We start from the raw sequence: 14,560 nt of genomic DNA, 5'->3' as shown, positions 1-14,560 counted from the left end.
GGGGCGGATGCGGCCACTGCCCCCGCCCACCATGGCCGCGGCGGTGGCGGTGTGGTGCGGCGCCTCGAGCGGCGGCCGGGTCGCCAGGGCGCGGCCGACCCCGCGACCGCTGAGGGAGCGCATCGAACTGACCTCGAGGGAGGCCTCCGGGTCAAGATCGGGGAGGAGACCGGGCAGCCGAGCCGCCAGCATTGTCTTGCCCGCACCGGGCGGACCGACCATGAAGAGGTGGTGGCCGCCGGCCGCCGCGATCTGCAGCGCAAGGATGGCGTCGTCGTTTCCGATCACGTCGGCCAGCTCCGGTTCGACGGTGTCGACGCTGCCGTCGCCGGGCGCCTGGATGGCGTCGACCTGAATCGGTTCGAGCCGGGAACCATGCCAGATGGCGGCATCCCTGAGGGAGGCGACCCCGATGACCCGTACCCCCGGCACGAGGGCGGCCTCCGCAGCGTTGCCGGCGGGGACCATGACGGTGGTGTGGCCGAGCCGGGCGGCCGCGATCACCGCGGGGAGCATGCCGGACGTCGGGCGCAGACGGCCGTCCAGGGCAAGCTCGCCGATGTGCACCACCGATTCGACCGACTCTGCGGACACCGCGTCATCGGCGGCGAGGCAGGCCAGCGCGATCGCCAGGTCGAAGCCGGATCCGTGCTTGGGCAGGGCCGCGGGCGACAGGTTGATGGTGAGCTTGTTGCGGGTGAGCGGACAACCCGAGTTCTTCGCGGCGGCCCGCACCCGTTCGGTGGCCTCCGACAATGCCGCATCGGGCAGGCCGATCAGCACGATGCCGGGCAGCTGGCCCGAGATATCGGCCTCCACCTCGACCAGGGCCCCGGTGAGCCCGAGAAGCGCCACCGCGTGCGTTCGCGCGAGCGCCATCAGAACACCCCCACCAGGTGCTCGATCACCGGATCGTCCCCCGGCCGGAGGATGACCGCGACCGCGTCGATCCGGATGCGCGCCGGCCTGGTCTCCGACTGGTCGCACCAGGCCGCGGCCAGCCGGCGCAGGCGGGCGAGCTTCTGCACCGTGATCGCCTCGAACGGATGCCCGAAGCCCGTTCCCGACCGCGTCTTCACCTCCACGAACGCGACTTCGCCTCCCTGCTCGACGATGAGGTCGATTTCGCCCCTGTCACACCGCCAGTTGCGGGCGATGACCCGGTAGCCGGCCGCGACGAGGAACCCGGCGGCGCAGTCTTCGCCGCGCCTGCCCAGGTCGTCTTTGTCTGCCACGAGTGCCTCCGGGACCAGCGTGCCCGACGGCAGGCCATGGTCCCGGCACGTGCCCGGATCGGTGCGCCCCGGGGACAAACCCTGCCCTGTTGAGAACCAGCTGGCGGGCGGCCGCCGGTTCTCCGCGTCGGGTCAGAGTCCCAGTTTCGCCAGCTCGGCGTCCATCCGCACCGCGATCTCCCGGTAGCCGACGTCGTTGGGATGGAGGTCGTCCGGGGCCTTCCAATCCGGATGCCCGTCGATCCAGTGCGAGGCTCCCGGGATGTAGTCGGCGTCGATGGCGTCGGCCGCGTCCCTGACCCAGCCGATGATGCGCTCCACGGATTCGGGCCGCTCGTCGGTGTACCAGAACGGTTCGACGATGATGAAGCGGGCGTGGGGCAGGGCCTTCTTCAGCGTCGTGAAGTCCTTGTCGATCGCGGCCCGCACGTCGTCGGCGCGGCCGGGCATCACGAAGTTGTCGTTCAACCCCATGGTGCTGATCACGATGTCGGGCCTGGCCGCGATCACCCGGTCGATGAGGTCGGGACCGGGCAGGCTCGCCCGGTTGTTCACGAAGCCGAGGCCGTTGGTGCTCGGGTTGACCTCGGTCCAGCCGCGTTCGGCCGACACGATGCTCGACCAGCGGGCGGCCCGGGTCGATGCCCCGGTGCCGCGCGTGTAGGAGTCGCCGTAGAACGCGACGACGGTCGAACCGGCGGCGTGCGATCCCGCGGCAGTCGATCCTGCCGTCGAGTCGGCGACGCTCGCGCCTCCCGTTCCGGTCGCCCCGCCGAGCACCCCGGCGACAACGACGATGGTCCCGGCGCACAGCGCGCCGATCACCGTCAGGAGGGCGATACGTCGGCGCAGGGTCATGACTCTCATTCGGCAGGGATGGCCCTTCCGGATTGGTCGCGCCCTCGCTCGAGGCTACCCCCGGGCGGGCGGCCTCAGCGCACGAGGAGCGGGATCCCGGCGCCGGCGGAGGCGAAGGCCGCATCCGTGGCGCCCAGCACGCGCAGGATGTTGCCGCCGGCCAGGGCCGCGAGCTCCTCTGCCGACCAGCCGCGCCCCGCGAGCTCGGCCAGCAGGGCCGGGTAGCCGTCGACGCCCTCGAGACCGGACGGGAACTCATCCGTGCCGTCGAAGTCGCCGCCGAGGCCGATGTGGCGGATGCCGGCGACCAGGCGGGCGTGCTCGATGTGGTCCGCGACCTGTGCGATCGACACGGGCGGCGCCGCAGTGTCCCTGGCCCCGTCGAACCAGGCCGAGTACTCGGTGGTGAGGAATTGCGGCACGAAGGTGAGCATGACCACGCCGTCGTTGACGGCGAGCCGGCGGAGCACATCGTCCGGAACGTTCCGGGGATGGTCGGCGACGCCGGTGACGCAGCTGTGGCTGAAGATCACCGGCGAATCGGTCACGTCGAGGGCCGCGTGAGCCGTGGCGGGCGACACGTGGGACAGGTCGACCAGCATCCCGAGCCGGTTCAGCTCCCGGATGTACTCCACCCCGCGGGCGGTGAGGCCGCCGTGGGCGGGATCGTCGGTGCCCGAATCGGCCCAGGTGGTGTTGTGCACGTGGGTCAGGGTGAGGTAGCGCACGCCCAGCCGGGCGAACATCCGCAGCACGGCCGGCGAGTCGTTCAGGCTGTGCGCCCCCTCCGCACCGAGCAGGGATGCGATCAGGCCCTCACCCCGGGCGGCCTCCACATCGGCCGCGCTCCGCGCTATGACGAACACCTCCGGGTAGCGGGCCGCGAGCCGGTAGACCCAGTCGATCTGTTCGAGCGTGCCCTGCACGGCGTCGGCGCCCTCGTGGTCGTCGCTGACGTAGACCGACCAGAACTGCGCGCCGACCCGGCCGGCGCGGAGGCGGGAGATGTCCGTGTCGGTTGCGAGCCCCTGTTCGAGGCCCTCGACCGAGTAGTCGCGTTCCTCGCGGCAGACCCAGGCCCAGTCATTGTGGCCGTCGATGATCGGGGCCAAACCGAGGGCCTGTTCCACGACGACCGAGGCGGCGTCAGCACTATCGTCGCTCATCGCAGATCTCGACTGCATCCATGGCACCACGCTAGCGCCACGCATGATCTCTACCGCTCAATTCTGCGCAACTTCGACAGAGACGCTCACACCCCGAACACGCCCGGCACGTATCTGCTGGCTGTTCATCACGATCTGCCTGAGAAGAGTTGGGCGGCAACTCGTCGAGAGTCATCGTCTGCTCAGTCGTCGCTGATCGTTTGCGCTTCGTCGAGGATGAAACTCACAATTCTTCTCACGGCCAGACGCTCTGCTCGATCGGGCCGCATCAATATGAAGATGTGGCGATGGGTCTCACCGCCGCGCAATGGCTTCAGAACGATGCGGCCGCGATACGACTCGGCTGCGGTGTACCTCGGCAGTCCTGCAATACCTTTGCCTGCGGCAACCAGCGCCTCAGAGATCCGTGTATCGGCGAACCGTTGCACGACGTTGATTGGCGCTCCCTGAGTCGCGAAAACACTGTTCAGCCATGACTCGAACGGGTAGCCCCAGGGGTTTCCGATCCACCGCTCACCGATGAGATCATGCGGCACAAGATAGTCGCGATCGGCGAGTCGGTGCGTGCTGGCCAGGGCAATATCGAGCGGTTCGACCATGACGGGTACCACGATGATGCTCGGGCTGCTTCGTGGCAGTTGCATCGCGTGCGCCAACACGATGTCAAAATCCGCCGCAAGCAGCAGGAACCCGTCCGAGTGTGGGTCACGATCTGAACAGTGCAGGGTGAGCCCGCCGGCCGCCTCGACGCGGTCGAGGAGTCCGGGCAGAAACATCTGGCCACCGGTTGGGAATGTTGCAAGAGTGACGGAGCCTGTCGGGGTATTGCGGAACGAATCCCACTCCGCTTCGGCGCGGGCCATCGCAACCGCCATCTGGCGTGCTGTCTTCGCCAGCGCGCGGCCGGCATCCGTCAGCACAAGACCGCGCCCGACTTTTTCGGTCAGAGGCAGACCGGCTTCGGCTTCGAGGCGCCGAAGTTGCTGCGAGACCCCCGAGACCGTCTGCCGTGTCGCGCGCGCTACCTCGGTGATGCTGCCGCGTTCGTCGAACTCGCTCAGCAGGTTCAATCGAACGATGTCCACGACCGGGTCCCTTGAATCAGTGAATCAATGAATCAATGAATCAATGAATCAATGAATCAATGAATCAATGAATCAATGAATCAATGATTCATCTTAGCGCAATAAAAGTTAACTAGTGATATGTGGTTGCGGCTGCGACCCTGAAGGCACACACCCCGCATCTCCTCTCAGAAAGGCTCACCATGGCCATGATCATCCTTCTCGCGGTGCTCGCCATTGCCGGCGTCGGGGGCACCATCGGAGTCGTCGCGCGAGACGGCTACAGGCCGGTCCCCACGCGTGCGGGCTCGGCGCCAGAGCGTTGGGACAGCACGTAGACGGATCTCCGATCTCAGATGAGTGGACTGACCACCGCGAACTCGTCTTCACCGGATGCCGGGCATGGTCTCACCGCCGCGAGCGCACTCGTAATCTGGAACCATGGGATTGCGCAACGAACTGGTCGACCTGCAGATGAAGACGATGAACGTGCTCCACCGGGCCGTGTACACGCTGTCCGGCGGGCGGGTCCTCGCCTCCTTCGGGTCGATGCCGGCGGTCGAACTGCACACCATCGGCCGGTCGAGCGGCAAGCGCCGGGCTACGATGCTCACCGCGCCAGTGCACGAGCGGCACCGCTATGTGCTGATCGCGTCGAAGGGCGGCGACGACCGCAACCCGCAGTGGTATCTCAACCTTGTCGCGAACCCCGAGGTGGAGCTCACCGTGTACGGCATCACCCTGCCGATGCGCGCCCGCACGGCGAGCCCGGAGGAGAAGGCCGAGTTGTGGCCGCAGATCGTCGCCGCCTACAAGGGTTACGACGGCTACCAGCGGAAGACCAGCCGGGACATCCCCGTGGTCATCTGCGAGCCCCGTTAGCTCGCGTCGCCGCCGATCCCGGTCCGGCGCGAACCGAGGAATTCGCTGAAGACGACCTCGGGCCGGTCGATGTGGTGGAGCTACTCGTCGAGCGCGAGTTCCTTGGGAAGTTCGAACTCCTTGGAGGCGAGTTCCTCCACGTTGACGTCCTTGAACGTCAGCACGCGCACCGACTTCACGAACCGGTCGGAGCGGTAGACGTCCCAGACCCAGACGTCCTTCATGGTCAGTTCGAAGTAGAAGTCGTGCTCCGTGTCACGGCGCACCAACTCCACTTCGTTGGCGAGATAGAAGCGTCGCTCGGTCTCGACGACGTACTGGAACTGCCCGACAACGTCTCGGTACTCTCGGTACAGGGCCAACTCGACCTCGCGGTCGTAGTCCTCGAACTCTTCTTCTTCCATGGTGTTTCAATCCTACGCTGTGATCCTGAGCCACGATTTGCGGTGCAACCCGGTCGGGCCGAGCCTGGCAATCGCTGCCAGGTGGGCCGCACTCCCGTAGCCCTTGTTCCCGGCCCAGCCGTAGCCGGGGTTCCGGGCATCCGCCTCGATCATGAGCCGGTCGCGGTGCACCTTGGCGATCACGGATGCCGCGGCCACCGAGCCGCACTCCTGGTCGGCCCGCACCCGGGTGACAACGTTGAGCGGGGTGTGCAGTGCCTTGTTCAGCCAGTCGTCCTTGCCGTCGAGCAGCACCACTCCGCCCGCGATGTCCACCCCGTCCGCGTGCAGCCGCGCCAGGGCGCGCTTTCCGGCGAGGCCGAGGCAGGCGATGATGCCGAGCTCATCGACCTCGGCGGCGGAGGCCAGGCCGACGGCCGAGTGCAGCGCCCAGGCGACGGCGAGGGGCGCCAGCGCCTCGCGCCTGGGCTCGCTGAGCATCTTGGAGTCCCGCAGCCCGTCCGGGATGGCAGCGGCCGCGGCGTTGACGACGGCGAGGCCGACCCCGACCGGTCCGGCCAGCGCCCCGCGACCGACCTCGTCGCAGCCGATCACGCAACTCGCGCCGGCGGCAAGCATGGCGCGCTCGACATCGAGCGTCGGGTCGATGACGGCCATCTACCCGGTCGCCTCGGCGACCCCGCGGAACACCTCTGGGTAGTCGTCCAGCCAGGTCCACCGTGCCAGCGGCCAGCTGATCACGAGGGCACGACCGACGACGTTGTCGATCGGCACGAAACCCTTGCCCGGCGCATCACCGTTGTACCGGGAATCCTTCGAGTTATACCGGTTGTCCCCCATCACCCAGAGGGATTTCGCAGGCACGACCACGTCGAAGGCATCCTTGGACACCTTCGTCTCCCCGGCCGGAAGCTGCACATACGGTTCGGAGAGCGGAATGTCGTTGACGCTCATCTGGCCGAGGGCGTTGCAGCAGACGATATGGTCGCCGGGCAGCCCGATGACGCGCTTGATCAGGTGGTCGTTGCTGTCCGGGGCAGAGAGGCCGACCACGGAGAGCACCCAGTCGACGCCGGCCACGATCGGGTTCTGCTGCACGGGAGCCTGCGGCAGGAGCCAGCCGCCCGGATCGCGGAACACGACGACGTCACCCCGGGTGATCGGGATGAGCCCGGGCTCCAGTTGATTCACGATGATCCGGTCGTTGACCAGCAGCGTCGTCTCCATCGACCCGGAGGGGATGTAGAACGAGCGGATCAGGAACGTCTTGATCAGGAACGAAATGAGCAGCGCCACCACGAAAATGACCAGGAGGTCGCGAAGGAAGATTGCAACGCCGCGCTTCGTGCGCTTCGTTTCTGATTCCAGGCGATCTGATCGCGTGGGCAGAGAATTGTCTGTCATTAAACCGCCTGAGCTCCTGACCCAGTGTAAGGGTGAGGAGCTCAGGGGAAATCCAGCGACTGCTGAGAGTCGACCGTTAGTCGCGCTTCTCTTTGATCTTGGCCTTCTTGCCGCGCAGGTTGCGCAGGTAGTACAGCTTCGCGCGACGCACATCACCGCGGGTGATGACCTCGATGTGGTCGATCACCGGGGAGTGCACCGGGAAGGTACGCTCGACGCCGACCTGGAAGCTGACCTTGCGAACGCAGAACGTCTCGCGCACGCCTTCGCCGGAGCGGCCGATGACGACTCCCTGGAAGACCTGGACACGAGCGCGGGCGCCCTCAACGATGTTGACGTGGACCTTGACGGTATCGCCGGCGCGGAAGGCCGGGATGTCCGTCCGGAGTGATGGTGCATCCACCTGGTCGAGAATATGCATAGTGTTTCGCTCTCTGTATCCGCCACAGGACGACTACGATTTGTGTCGCGCGACCCGCTGTGAGCGACCCGCGTCGGCAACCGACTGAGTAAGTTCGTGCCGATACGTTGCAGCTCCCCTGTGGCAGAGGCTTGCGACGGCACAAACGCTGATTATGTCATGAAAGCGGTGCGCGCCGCAAAAGCGACCGCAGCCCCGGTGGTCGAGCAGCCCCGGTGGTCGAGCAGCCCCGGTGGTCGAGCAGCCCCGGTGGTCGAGCTTGTCGAGACCCGGTGCCCCCTACTGTTCGGTGGGCTTCTCGTGGATCACGATCACCGCGGGATCGGCCGTGCTGTCAAAGCGCGGAGGCTTCGGCGAACCCGGGGCTGAACCCTGGGCACCGCCGGCGGGCATCGAACCGAACCGGGCGGTCTCGTCGATCACGACGAGCATCTCCCGCATCCTCGCCCGGGCCGCGCTGTAGAACTCCCAGATGACGAACCAGAACGCGGCAAGGCCTGCGGCCACGACGAGCAGGGGAAGACCGGCGGACGAAGCGGTGAAGCCGAGGGCCACGACCAGGGCGTGCCAGAGCGCGAGCACGCCGACATCCGCCCAGGACACCGCCCGGAGGGCGCGCACGTCCTTGCGGGCGTAGATCAGCAGGGCGACCAGCAGAAGGCCGATCCCGAGGATGACACCGCCGAAGAAACTGCCGAGCACCATCCAGCCGCTCGCGCCGAAGACCGACGCGCCGACCATAAGCCATGCGGGCAGCACGACGACGGCGATGAACTGCCAGTAGTAGAAGAATCTGCGTACGAACACGAGATCAGACTACTCGCCCGGTTTTGCGCCTGCCTCGGAGTTCGCTGGGGGCAGAAGGTCGGGGCGCACTCGACTGGTGCGCTCGAGCTGCTGCTCGCGGCGCCACGCGGCGATCGCCCCGTGGTTTCCGCTGCGTAGCACGGGCGGAACGTCGTGGCCGCGCCAGCTGGGCGGTTTGGTGTAGCTCGGGTATTCCAGCAGGCCGTCCTCGTGCGATTCCTCCACGAGGCTCTCCGGGTTCCCGACGACGCCGGGGATCAGCCGCCCGATGGCCTCGATCATGGCCATCACGGCGACCTCTCCCCCGTTGAGCACATAGTCGCCGAGGCTGATCAGGCGCACCCTTCCCGTGGCGGCGTAGTGGTCGAAGACGCGTTGGTCGATGCCCTCGTAGCGCCCGCAGCCGAAGACCAGATTCGGCTCCCCGGCTAGCTCGCGGGCCGTCTTCTGGGTGAAGAGCTCTCCGGCCGGCGACGGGAAGATCAGGACCGGGCCGGCATCCGTCGTGCCCAGTGAGGCAATGATCTCATCGAGTGCCTCGCCCCACGGCTCCGGCTTCATGACCATTCCGGCGCCGCCGCCGTAGGGGGTGTCGTCGACCGTGTTGTGCCGGTCGTGGGTGTGGTCGCGCAGGTTGTGCACGCCCAGGTCGATCAGCCCCGACTGCCTCGCCTTCCCGACCAGGGAGACGTCGAGGACGGAGAAGAACTCCGGGAAGATCGTGAGGATGTCGATGCGCACGAGAGCAGTCTACGAGCGAACCAGCACGGGCTCTTCGGCGGCGTAGGCAGCCGATTCGAACTCGGCGGCCCGGTTCACCTTCGTGCGGTGGGAGAAATAGACGGGCAGGGCCGTGAACAGCACGGCGCCGAGCAGGTTGCCCAGGAGCACGGGGGCCTGGTTCCAGAGCCACCACTCGCCCAGGCTGATATCGGCCCCGAGAATAATGCCGGCGGGGATGACGAACATGTTCACGACAGCGTGCTCGAGGCCAAGGCTGAAGAAGATCGTGACCGGTAGCCACATCGCGACGATCTTGCCGGCGGTGGACTTCGAGATGTAGAACATGATCGTGCCGATCGCGACCATCCAGTTGCACAGCATGGCCTTGACGATGGCGACGAGGATGCCGGCCGCGCCTGCCGCCTCATACGGCAGGACCTTGTGCTCGGCCATGTCGATGATCGCCTGGATCATCGGGTCGGTCGATTCCGTGCCGGCATAGGTGATCGCGAAGGCATAGAGGGCCGCGTAGAGCCCCGCACCGACCAGGTGCGCGAGGATCACGACCGTAAAGTTCTTGACGCATTTGGCGAGGCTCGTACGCCCCTCGATGACGGCGAGCGGGATAAGGGCGAAGCTTCCGGTGACGAGCTCCAGGCCGAGCAGGAGAATAATGGCAAAGCCGACGGGGAAAAGCACGGCCCCGACGATCGGCAACCCGGTCTGGGTCGCCGCCGTCAGGGCGACCGTCGTGGCTGCACCCAGGATGGCCCCGGAGAGGGTGCCGCGCACGAACATCTGCTTAACGGTCAGGTTCGATTTATCGACACCGGAGTGGATGATGTCATGGATCAGTCGATCCGGTTCCACGTACGACATGCGGCGGTTCTCCTTGTAGGGTCTGCCGCGTCATGAGGAGCTGAGGAGTCGGACGGGCGCGGCGCGCCTCTCCCCGGGGATAGGTGCGGCGCGCCTCTGCGCCGGGTGGATCAGGACGCGACTATGCGCCGTCGGTGGTCGGTGAAGAAATAGGTGCGGGCTTGTCTGCTGCGGGCTCGACGGCATCCGGTTCCTCCGGGAGCTCCTCGAGGAGCCCCGGCGGTGGGGTGATCGTGACGATGCCCGCCGCGATGTCGACGGAGGGCACGATGGCCTTCACGAAGGGGATCATGACCTCGCCGGCCGGGGTCTTCACGATGAGAAGGTCCTGGGCCGGGAGGTGCTCGAGCCGGGTGATGGTGCCGATCTTCTCACCGTCGCGCACGACGGAGAGTCCGACGAGCTGGTGGTCGTACCAGGCGTCTTCTTCGTCGGGCTGTTCCTCGTCGTCCTGGTCGATCCAGAGGATCGCCTTGGCGAGGGCCTCGGCCGCTTCGCGGTCGGGAACATCCTTGAAGAACCCGACGGCGTGCTGGTTGTACCAGCGCAGCTCGACGAGCTCGAGGGTCTTGCCGTGCCAGGGCGACCCCGTGGGCACCTGGAGGGTGAACACGGCGCCCGGGACGAAACGACGTCCCGGGTCATCCGTGAACAGTTCGAGCTTGATGGCGCCCTTGAGGCCGTGCGCCTTCGTCAGACGCCCCACCCGGAGTTGACTACGGGGCGGCGTGCTGTCGTTCACCAAGCTCATTACCGACTACTCGCTTCTCAGAAATCGGTGTCGACGACGTCGACCCGCACGCGCCTGCCGTCGGCCAGCGCGGCCACAAGGGTGCGCAGGGCCTTGGCGGTACGCCCGGAACGACCGATCACGCGGCCGAGGTCTTCGGGATTCACGCGAACCTCGAGCACCTCGCCGCGCGGGGAGTTCTGGGCTGAAACGTGCACATCATCCGGGTGATCGACGATCCCCTTGACGAGGTGCTCAAGCGCGGGTGCGAGCAAGACTACGCCTTGTCCTCTTCGGGAGCCGAGGTGTCAGCCGCGGTCTCCTTGGGGGCCTCTTCCTTCGCCACGGGCTTGTCGGCCTTCGGCTTGAGCACGGGCTTCTTCTTCTCGTCGGCGACGAAAGCAACCTTGGCTGCCTTGACCTTCACGGTGCTGACGGCGTTCTTGTCACCCTTGAAGATGCCCCAGTCGCCGGTCAGCTTGAGGAGAGCGGCAACCTGCTCGGTCGGCTGTGCGCCGACGCCGAGCCAGTACTGCGCACGCTCGGACTTGACCTCGATGACGGAGGGCTCCTGCGTGGGGTGGTAGATGCCGATTTCTTCGATGACACGGCCGTCGCGCTTGGTACGCGAGTCGGCGACAACGATGCGGTAGTACGGTGCACGGATCTTACCCATGCGCTTCAAACGAATTTTGACAGCCACAATTCTCCTGTGTATTTGATTTTTGGCGAACTGACGGCCGTGAGCGTGGGGGCACACTCGGCACAAGCTCAATAAGGTGGTTTTTTCCTGCGTCTGAATAGAGGGTCGAACGCAAGAGAACTCGACTAACCATTCTGCCAGACGATGTCCCGATTCCGATAATCGGCGACCGGCCCGACACCCGGGCGACGCGGCGTGGCCACGGACGCCCAATCAGTGTCAGGATTGTGCCACGACGCACCCGTTCCGGGTGACGCCCTCCTCGAAAGGCTCCACGTGGGAATCGAGTTTGCCCGCTCCGAGCGGTCGACCATCGGCATCGAATGGGAACTCGCGCTGGTCGACCGCGATACCGGCGACCTCGTGTCCATCGCCGACGAGGTGCTCGACGGCCTCCGGGGCACGGACGGCTCGCCGCATCCGAAGATCACCGGCGAACTGCTGCTCAACACGGTCGAGCTGGTTTCCGGGGTGCACCCTACGGTGGCAGGGGCGGTCGCGGACGTCGTCGGCCAGGTCGGCGAGGTGCGCGCGATCACGGACGCGAGGGGTGTCGATCTCATCTGCAGCGGGTCGCATCCGTTCGGGCAGTGGTTCGACCAGGAGGTCACGGACAAGGCCAGGTACCACCGCCTGATCGACCGCACCCAGTGGTGGGGTCGCAACATGATGATCTGGGGAATCCACGTGCATGTGGGCATCGAGGACCGCGCCAAGGTGATTCCCATCCTGAACGGGCTGCTCACCTACCTGCCGCACCTGCAGGCGCTGTCGGCGTCGAGTCCCTTCTGGGCGGGCGTGAACACCGGCTACGCCTCGAATCGGGCGCAGATGTTCCAGCAACTGCCGACGGCAGGCCTGCCGTGGATCCTGGAGGACTGGGCCGCGTGGGAACGCTACGTGGAGGACATGACCGTGACGGGGATCGTCGACGATGTCACCGAGGTGCGCTGGGACATCCGGCCGTCGCCACGCTGGGGCACGATCGAGATCCGAGCCTGCGACGGGGTGTCAACGGCGGAGGAGCTGGGGGCGATCGCCGCCTTCATCCAGTGCCTGGTCGAGTGGATGTCGACGCGGCTGGATGCCGGCGAGACCGTGCCGCAGCTGCAGCCGTGGTTCGTGCGTGAGAACAAGTGGCGCGCGTCGCGGTACGGCCTCGACGCGGAGGTCATCGTCGATGCCGCCGGGGCCGAGTGCCCCGTCATCGACGACGTGAGGCGGCTGATCGGCGTGCTCTCCCCCGTGGCCGAGCGCCTGGGCTGCCTGCCGGAGCTCGTGGGGCTGAACCTGATCCTCGACGCCGGGGCCAGCTACCAGCGGCAGCTGCGGGTGGCGGATGCCGCGGGCGGGAGCCTGCCGGCGGTGGTGCGGTCGCTCGCCGATGAACTGCGCACGGGGCTTGTCGCGCGCTGAGACCGGCCGCACGGGCTACGCGGCGCCCGTCACACGGCGACGACGATCTTGCCCCTGGGCCGCTCGACCGCAAGCCGGTCGATCGCCTCGGCGGCCTCGCTGAGCGGGTAGACCCGGTCGATGACGGGCCTGATCGCGCCCGCGGTCAGGAGTTCGCCCAAGGCCAGCAGGTCGGCCTGGCGTGGGGCCGAGATGACCCCGCGCAGTTTCTGGCTCACGAACGGCGAGACCACGGATGCCCCGAACAGCCGCACCGTGATGCCCAGCCACGGACCTCCGCCCTCTCCCCCGACGATCACGAGCGTGCCCCGCGGCGTGAGCGCCTTCCGGAGAGTGGAGAGGGAACGGTTCCCGACCGTGTCGAGGATGACGTCGTAGCGCGTCCCGGCGGCTGCGAAGTCCTCCCGGGTGTAGTCGATGACCTCGTCCGCACCGACCCCGCGCACCAGGTCCAGCTTGGTCGTGCTGCAGACGCCGGTGACGTGGGCCCCGAGGACCTTGGCCAGCTGCACCGCGTAGAGACCGACCCCGCCGCCCGCACCGATCACAAGCACCCTCTGATTCGCCCGGACCTGCCCGGTGTCGCGCAGCGCCTGGAGGGCGGTGGTGGCGGACGTGGGAACCGCGGCGGCCTCTTCGAAGGACAGGTTCGCCGGCTTGGGCGCGAGCAGGTCCACACGGGCGCTCGCATACTCGGCGAGGGCGCCGTCGCAGGTGCCGAAGACCTCGTCACCCGGCCTGAACCGGGTCACGTCACGGCCGACGGACTCGACGCGCCCGGCGACATCCATTCCCCGCACCCTCGTCTTCGGGGCACGGAGTCCGTACCCCATGGCCCGCACCAGGTAAGGCGTGCCCGTCATGAGGTGCCAGTCACCGATGTGGAGGCCGACGGCCCGCACCTGCACGAGCACGTCATTGTCGCCGACGCCGGGTCGATCGATGTCCCGAAGGCTCAGCACAGCTGACGACCCATAGGCATCCTGCACGATTGCTTTCATTTTCTCTCTCCATCACCTTGTGAGTTGCCGTCGGGATAGTTGTCGTCTGGATAGTGGAAGACCTGCTCGAGGGGCACCTCGAAGACCCGGGCGATTCGAAAGGCCATCTCGAGTGACGGCGAGTAGCGGCCCCGTTCGATGGCGATGACGGTCTGCCGGGTCACCCCGACCCTTTCGGCGAGCTCGGCCTGCGTCATTTCGCCGTGCGTGAACCGCAGCTGGCGAGTGGAATTCGTGACCCGGGTGGCCTTCACCATGTTTGGAATCCCCGGCGGTAGGCCACGATCTTGGTGGTGGAACCGAGGACCGCCGAGAGCACGAAGGCGAGGAAGATCGCGTTGGCGATCCAGAACTGGTCCATCCTGATCATTGCCATCAGGAGGGCTGCAACGCCGCCGATGACGAGGAACGACTGGCCGACGTGCTCGCCGAGGCGATAGATCTCCCGGTCTCGTTCGTCTTTCTCGCGAGCCGCCTTCCTTCCGGATGCCGTGCGCGCGACGGAGGAGACGATCGTGTGGAGCAGGATCGACAGCGCGATCGATGCCCCGATGCACCACAGCATGGGTGCGATGTACGGCACCTCGACAATCGGGCGAGTCCCCACCTGCGGCAGGACGATTGCCAGATAGACCGCGCCCGAACCGACCGCGAGCACCCCCATGATCCACGCGCTCTTCTCTTCGAACGACATGCCTGCTCCCTCGTGTTGCGTCGGTGTGCCGCCTGGGCAATGTCAGGAATTCTTGACACTATGAATGTATGCCTCAGTAGACACCATGTCAAGAATAATTTACTTAATCTGGTTCATTCGCCGGGTCGCCCGATGGTCGAGCCCGTCGACCCGGTGGTCGAACCCGTCGAGAC

At 66.6% G+C, this 14,560-nt stretch carries 21 protein-coding genes; 3 read left to right on the top strand and 18 right to left on the bottom strand.

What is annotated here, in order from left to right; genetic code table 11:
- From E3T48_RS13700 to E3T48_RS13680, 5 genes are all read right to left on the bottom strand, one after another.
- Window positions 1-879, bottom strand: an 879-nt coding sequence (locus E3T48_RS13700) for a magnesium chelatase domain-containing protein (protein WP_134524600.1), incomplete at its 3' end; no start/stop codon positions are given.
- A complete protein-coding gene (locus E3T48_RS13695; RefSeq protein ID WP_134524599.1) occupies window positions 879-1,235 on the bottom strand; it encodes a YraN family protein in 357 nt (118 codons plus the stop codon). The genes E3T48_RS13695 and E3T48_RS13700, both read right to left, overlap by 1 nt.
- A gap of 132 nt (window positions 1,236-1,367) precedes the next feature.
- Window positions 1,368-2,093, bottom strand: coding sequence for an SGNH/GDSL hydrolase family protein (locus E3T48_RS13690; RefSeq protein ID WP_134524598.1), 726 nt, complete (start codon window positions 2,091-2,093; stop codon window positions 1,368-1,370).
- Window positions 2,094-2,167: 74 nt separating this feature from the next.
- Entirely contained in the window at window positions 2,168-3,259 is a 1,092-nt protein-coding gene (locus tag E3T48_RS13685) for a dipeptidase (RefSeq protein WP_134524597.1), read from the bottom strand.
- Window positions 3,260-3,441: 182 nt separating this feature from the next.
- Window positions 3,442-4,344, bottom strand: coding sequence for a LysR family transcriptional regulator (locus tag E3T48_RS13680; RefSeq protein ID WP_134524596.1), 903 nt, complete (start codon window positions 4,342-4,344; stop codon window positions 3,442-3,444).
- Between the two features lie 188 nt (window positions 4,345-4,532).
- Between E3T48_RS13680 and E3T48_RS17430 the strand changes: the two genes are divergently transcribed.
- Both E3T48_RS17430 and E3T48_RS13675 read left to right on the top strand, forming a co-directional pair.
- On the top strand, window positions 4,533-4,661 hold the full coding sequence (locus E3T48_RS17430; protein WP_255455833.1) for a hypothetical protein: 129 nt from the start codon (window positions 4,533-4,535) through the stop codon (window positions 4,659-4,661).
- A gap of 103 nt (window positions 4,662-4,764) precedes the next feature.
- Window positions 4,765-5,205 (top strand): nitroreductase family deazaflavin-dependent oxidoreductase, encoded by a 441-nt coding sequence (locus E3T48_RS13675; RefSeq protein ID WP_134524595.1) that lies wholly within the window; start codon window positions 4,765-4,767, stop codon window positions 5,203-5,205.
- 80 nt (window positions 5,206-5,285) lie between these two features.
- Here E3T48_RS13675 and E3T48_RS13670 read toward each other — a convergent pair whose 3' ends face one another.
- The 10 genes from E3T48_RS13670 to rpsP form a co-directional block, all read right to left on the bottom strand.
- Window positions 5,286-5,609: a DUF2469 family protein gene (locus E3T48_RS13670; RefSeq protein ID WP_130176401.1), complete on the bottom strand. Its 324-nt coding sequence runs from the start codon at window positions 5,607-5,609 to the stop codon at window positions 5,286-5,288.
- A gap of 12 nt (window positions 5,610-5,621) precedes the next feature.
- A complete protein-coding gene (locus E3T48_RS13665; protein ID WP_134524594.1) occupies window positions 5,622-6,266 on the bottom strand; it encodes a ribonuclease HII in 645 nt (214 codons plus the stop codon).
- Window positions 6,267-7,013, bottom strand: a complete 747-nt coding sequence (gene lepB / locus E3T48_RS13660) for a signal peptidase I (protein ID WP_134524593.1) — start codon at window positions 7,011-7,013, stop codon at window positions 6,267-6,269.
- Window positions 7,014-7,089: 76 nt separating this feature from the next.
- Window positions 7,090-7,434, bottom strand: a complete 345-nt coding sequence (gene rplS / locus E3T48_RS13655) for a 50S ribosomal protein L19 (protein ID WP_134524592.1) — start codon at window positions 7,432-7,434, stop codon at window positions 7,090-7,092.
- Between the two features lie 279 nt (window positions 7,435-7,713).
- Complete coding sequence (locus E3T48_RS13650; protein ID WP_134524591.1) at window positions 7,714-8,241, bottom strand: MFS transporter; 528 nt, start codon at window positions 8,239-8,241, stop codon at window positions 7,714-7,716.
- A gap of 9 nt (window positions 8,242-8,250) precedes the next feature.
- A complete protein-coding gene (gene trmD / locus E3T48_RS13645) occupies window positions 8,251-8,982 on the bottom strand; it encodes a tRNA (guanosine(37)-N1)-methyltransferase TrmD (RefSeq protein WP_134524590.1) in 732 nt (243 codons plus the stop codon).
- Between the two features lie 9 nt (window positions 8,983-8,991).
- Window positions 8,992-9,843: a formate/nitrite transporter family protein gene (locus tag E3T48_RS13640; RefSeq protein ID WP_134524589.1), complete on the bottom strand. Its 852-nt coding sequence runs from the start codon at window positions 9,841-9,843 to the stop codon at window positions 8,992-8,994.
- A gap of 121 nt (window positions 9,844-9,964) precedes the next feature.
- Window positions 9,965-10,594 (bottom strand): ribosome maturation factor RimM, encoded by a 630-nt coding sequence (gene rimM / locus E3T48_RS13635; protein ID WP_174844174.1) that lies wholly within the window; start codon window positions 10,592-10,594, stop codon window positions 9,965-9,967.
- A 17-nt stretch (window positions 10,595-10,611) separates the two neighbouring features.
- Entirely contained in the window at window positions 10,612-10,848 is a 237-nt protein-coding gene (locus tag E3T48_RS13630) for an RNA-binding protein (RefSeq protein ID WP_134524588.1), read from the bottom strand.
- A gap of 2 nt (window positions 10,849-10,850) precedes the next feature.
- Window positions 10,851-11,276 (bottom strand): 30S ribosomal protein S16, encoded by a 426-nt coding sequence (gene rpsP / locus E3T48_RS13625; RefSeq protein ID WP_134524587.1) that lies wholly within the window; start codon window positions 11,274-11,276, stop codon window positions 10,851-10,853.
- Between the two features lie 276 nt (window positions 11,277-11,552).
- Here rpsP and E3T48_RS13620 point away from each other — a divergent pair, with 276 nt between their 5' ends.
- A complete protein-coding gene (locus E3T48_RS13620; RefSeq protein ID WP_134524586.1) occupies window positions 11,553-12,692 on the top strand; it encodes a glutamate--cysteine ligase in 1,140 nt (379 codons plus the stop codon).
- A 29-nt stretch (window positions 12,693-12,721) separates the two neighbouring features.
- Here E3T48_RS13620 and E3T48_RS13615 read toward each other — a convergent pair whose 3' ends face one another.
- From E3T48_RS13615 to E3T48_RS13605, 3 genes are read right to left on the bottom strand one after another with little or no spacing between them, the layout of a single operon-like run.
- Window positions 12,722-13,693, bottom strand: a complete 972-nt coding sequence (locus E3T48_RS13615; RefSeq protein WP_134524585.1) for an NAD(P)-dependent alcohol dehydrogenase — start codon at window positions 13,691-13,693, stop codon at window positions 12,722-12,724.
- Window positions 13,690-13,950, bottom strand: a complete 261-nt coding sequence (locus E3T48_RS13610; protein WP_134524584.1) for a helix-turn-helix transcriptional regulator — start codon at window positions 13,948-13,950, stop codon at window positions 13,690-13,692. The genes E3T48_RS13615 and E3T48_RS13610 overlap by 4 nt, the downstream gene beginning before the upstream one ends.
- On the bottom strand, window positions 13,944-14,387 hold the full coding sequence (locus E3T48_RS13605; RefSeq protein ID WP_134524583.1) for a hypothetical protein: 444 nt from the start codon (window positions 14,385-14,387) through the stop codon (window positions 13,944-13,946). Before E3T48_RS13605 ends, E3T48_RS13610 begins: the two co-directional genes overlap by 7 nt.
- Between the last annotated feature and the right edge of the window lie 173 nt (window positions 14,388-14,560).

It is taken from the genome of Cryobacterium fucosi, from assembly GCF_004403515.1.
Classification (GTDB): domain Bacteria; phylum Actinomycetota; class Actinomycetes; order Actinomycetales; family Microbacteriaceae; genus Cryobacterium; species Cryobacterium fucosi.
The sequence above is the reverse complement of the archived record's forward strand: the minus strand, read 5'-3'. Positions and strand labels throughout refer to the sequence as shown.

Bases quoted from the DNA above. Each gene is read 5' to 3' on its own strand.
- E3T48_RS13690 (WP_134524598.1), bottom strand. From the start codon at position 2,093: ATGACCCTGCGCCGACGTATCGCCCTCCTGACGGTGATCGGCGCGCTG.
- E3T48_RS13685 (WP_134524597.1), bottom strand. From the start codon at position 3,259: ATGAGCGACGATAGTGCTGACGCCGCCTCGGTCGTCGTGGAACAGGCC.
- E3T48_RS17430 (WP_255455833.1), top strand. From the start codon at position 4,533: ATGATCATCCTTCTCGCGGTGCTCGCCATTGCCGGCGTCGGGGGCACC.
- E3T48_RS13675 (WP_134524595.1), top strand. From the start codon at position 4,765: ATGGGATTGCGCAACGAACTGGTCGACCTGCAGATGAAGACGATGAAC.
- E3T48_RS13670 (WP_130176401.1), bottom strand. From the start codon at position 5,609: ATGGAAGAAGAAGAGTTCGAGGACTACGACCGCGAGGTCGAGTTGGCC.
- E3T48_RS13665 (WP_134524594.1), bottom strand. From the start codon at position 6,266: ATGGCCGTCATCGACCCGACGCTCGATGTCGAGCGCGCCATGCTTGCC.
- lepB (WP_134524593.1), bottom strand. From the start codon at position 7,013: ATGACAGACAATTCTCTGCCCACGCGATCAGATCGCCTGGAATCAGAA.
- rplS (WP_134524592.1), bottom strand. From the start codon at position 7,434: ATGCATATTCTCGACCAGGTGGATGCACCATCACTCCGGACGGACATC.
- E3T48_RS13640 (WP_134524589.1), bottom strand. From the start codon at position 9,843: ATGTCGTACGTGGAACCGGATCGACTGATCCATGACATCATCCACTCC.
- rimM (WP_174844174.1), bottom strand. From the start codon at position 10,594: ATGAGCTTGGTGAACGACAGCACGCCGCCCCGTAGTCAACTCCGGGTG.
- E3T48_RS13615 (WP_134524585.1), bottom strand. From the start codon at position 13,693: ATGAAAGCAATCGTGCAGGATGCCTATGGGTCGTCAGCTGTGCTGAGC.
- E3T48_RS13610 (WP_134524584.1), bottom strand. From the start codon at position 13,950: ATGGTGAAGGCCACCCGGGTCACGAATTCCACTCGCCAGCTGCGGTTC.
- E3T48_RS13605 (WP_134524583.1), bottom strand. From the start codon at position 14,387: ATGTCGTTCGAAGAGAAGAGCGCGTGGATCATGGGGGTGCTCGCGGTC.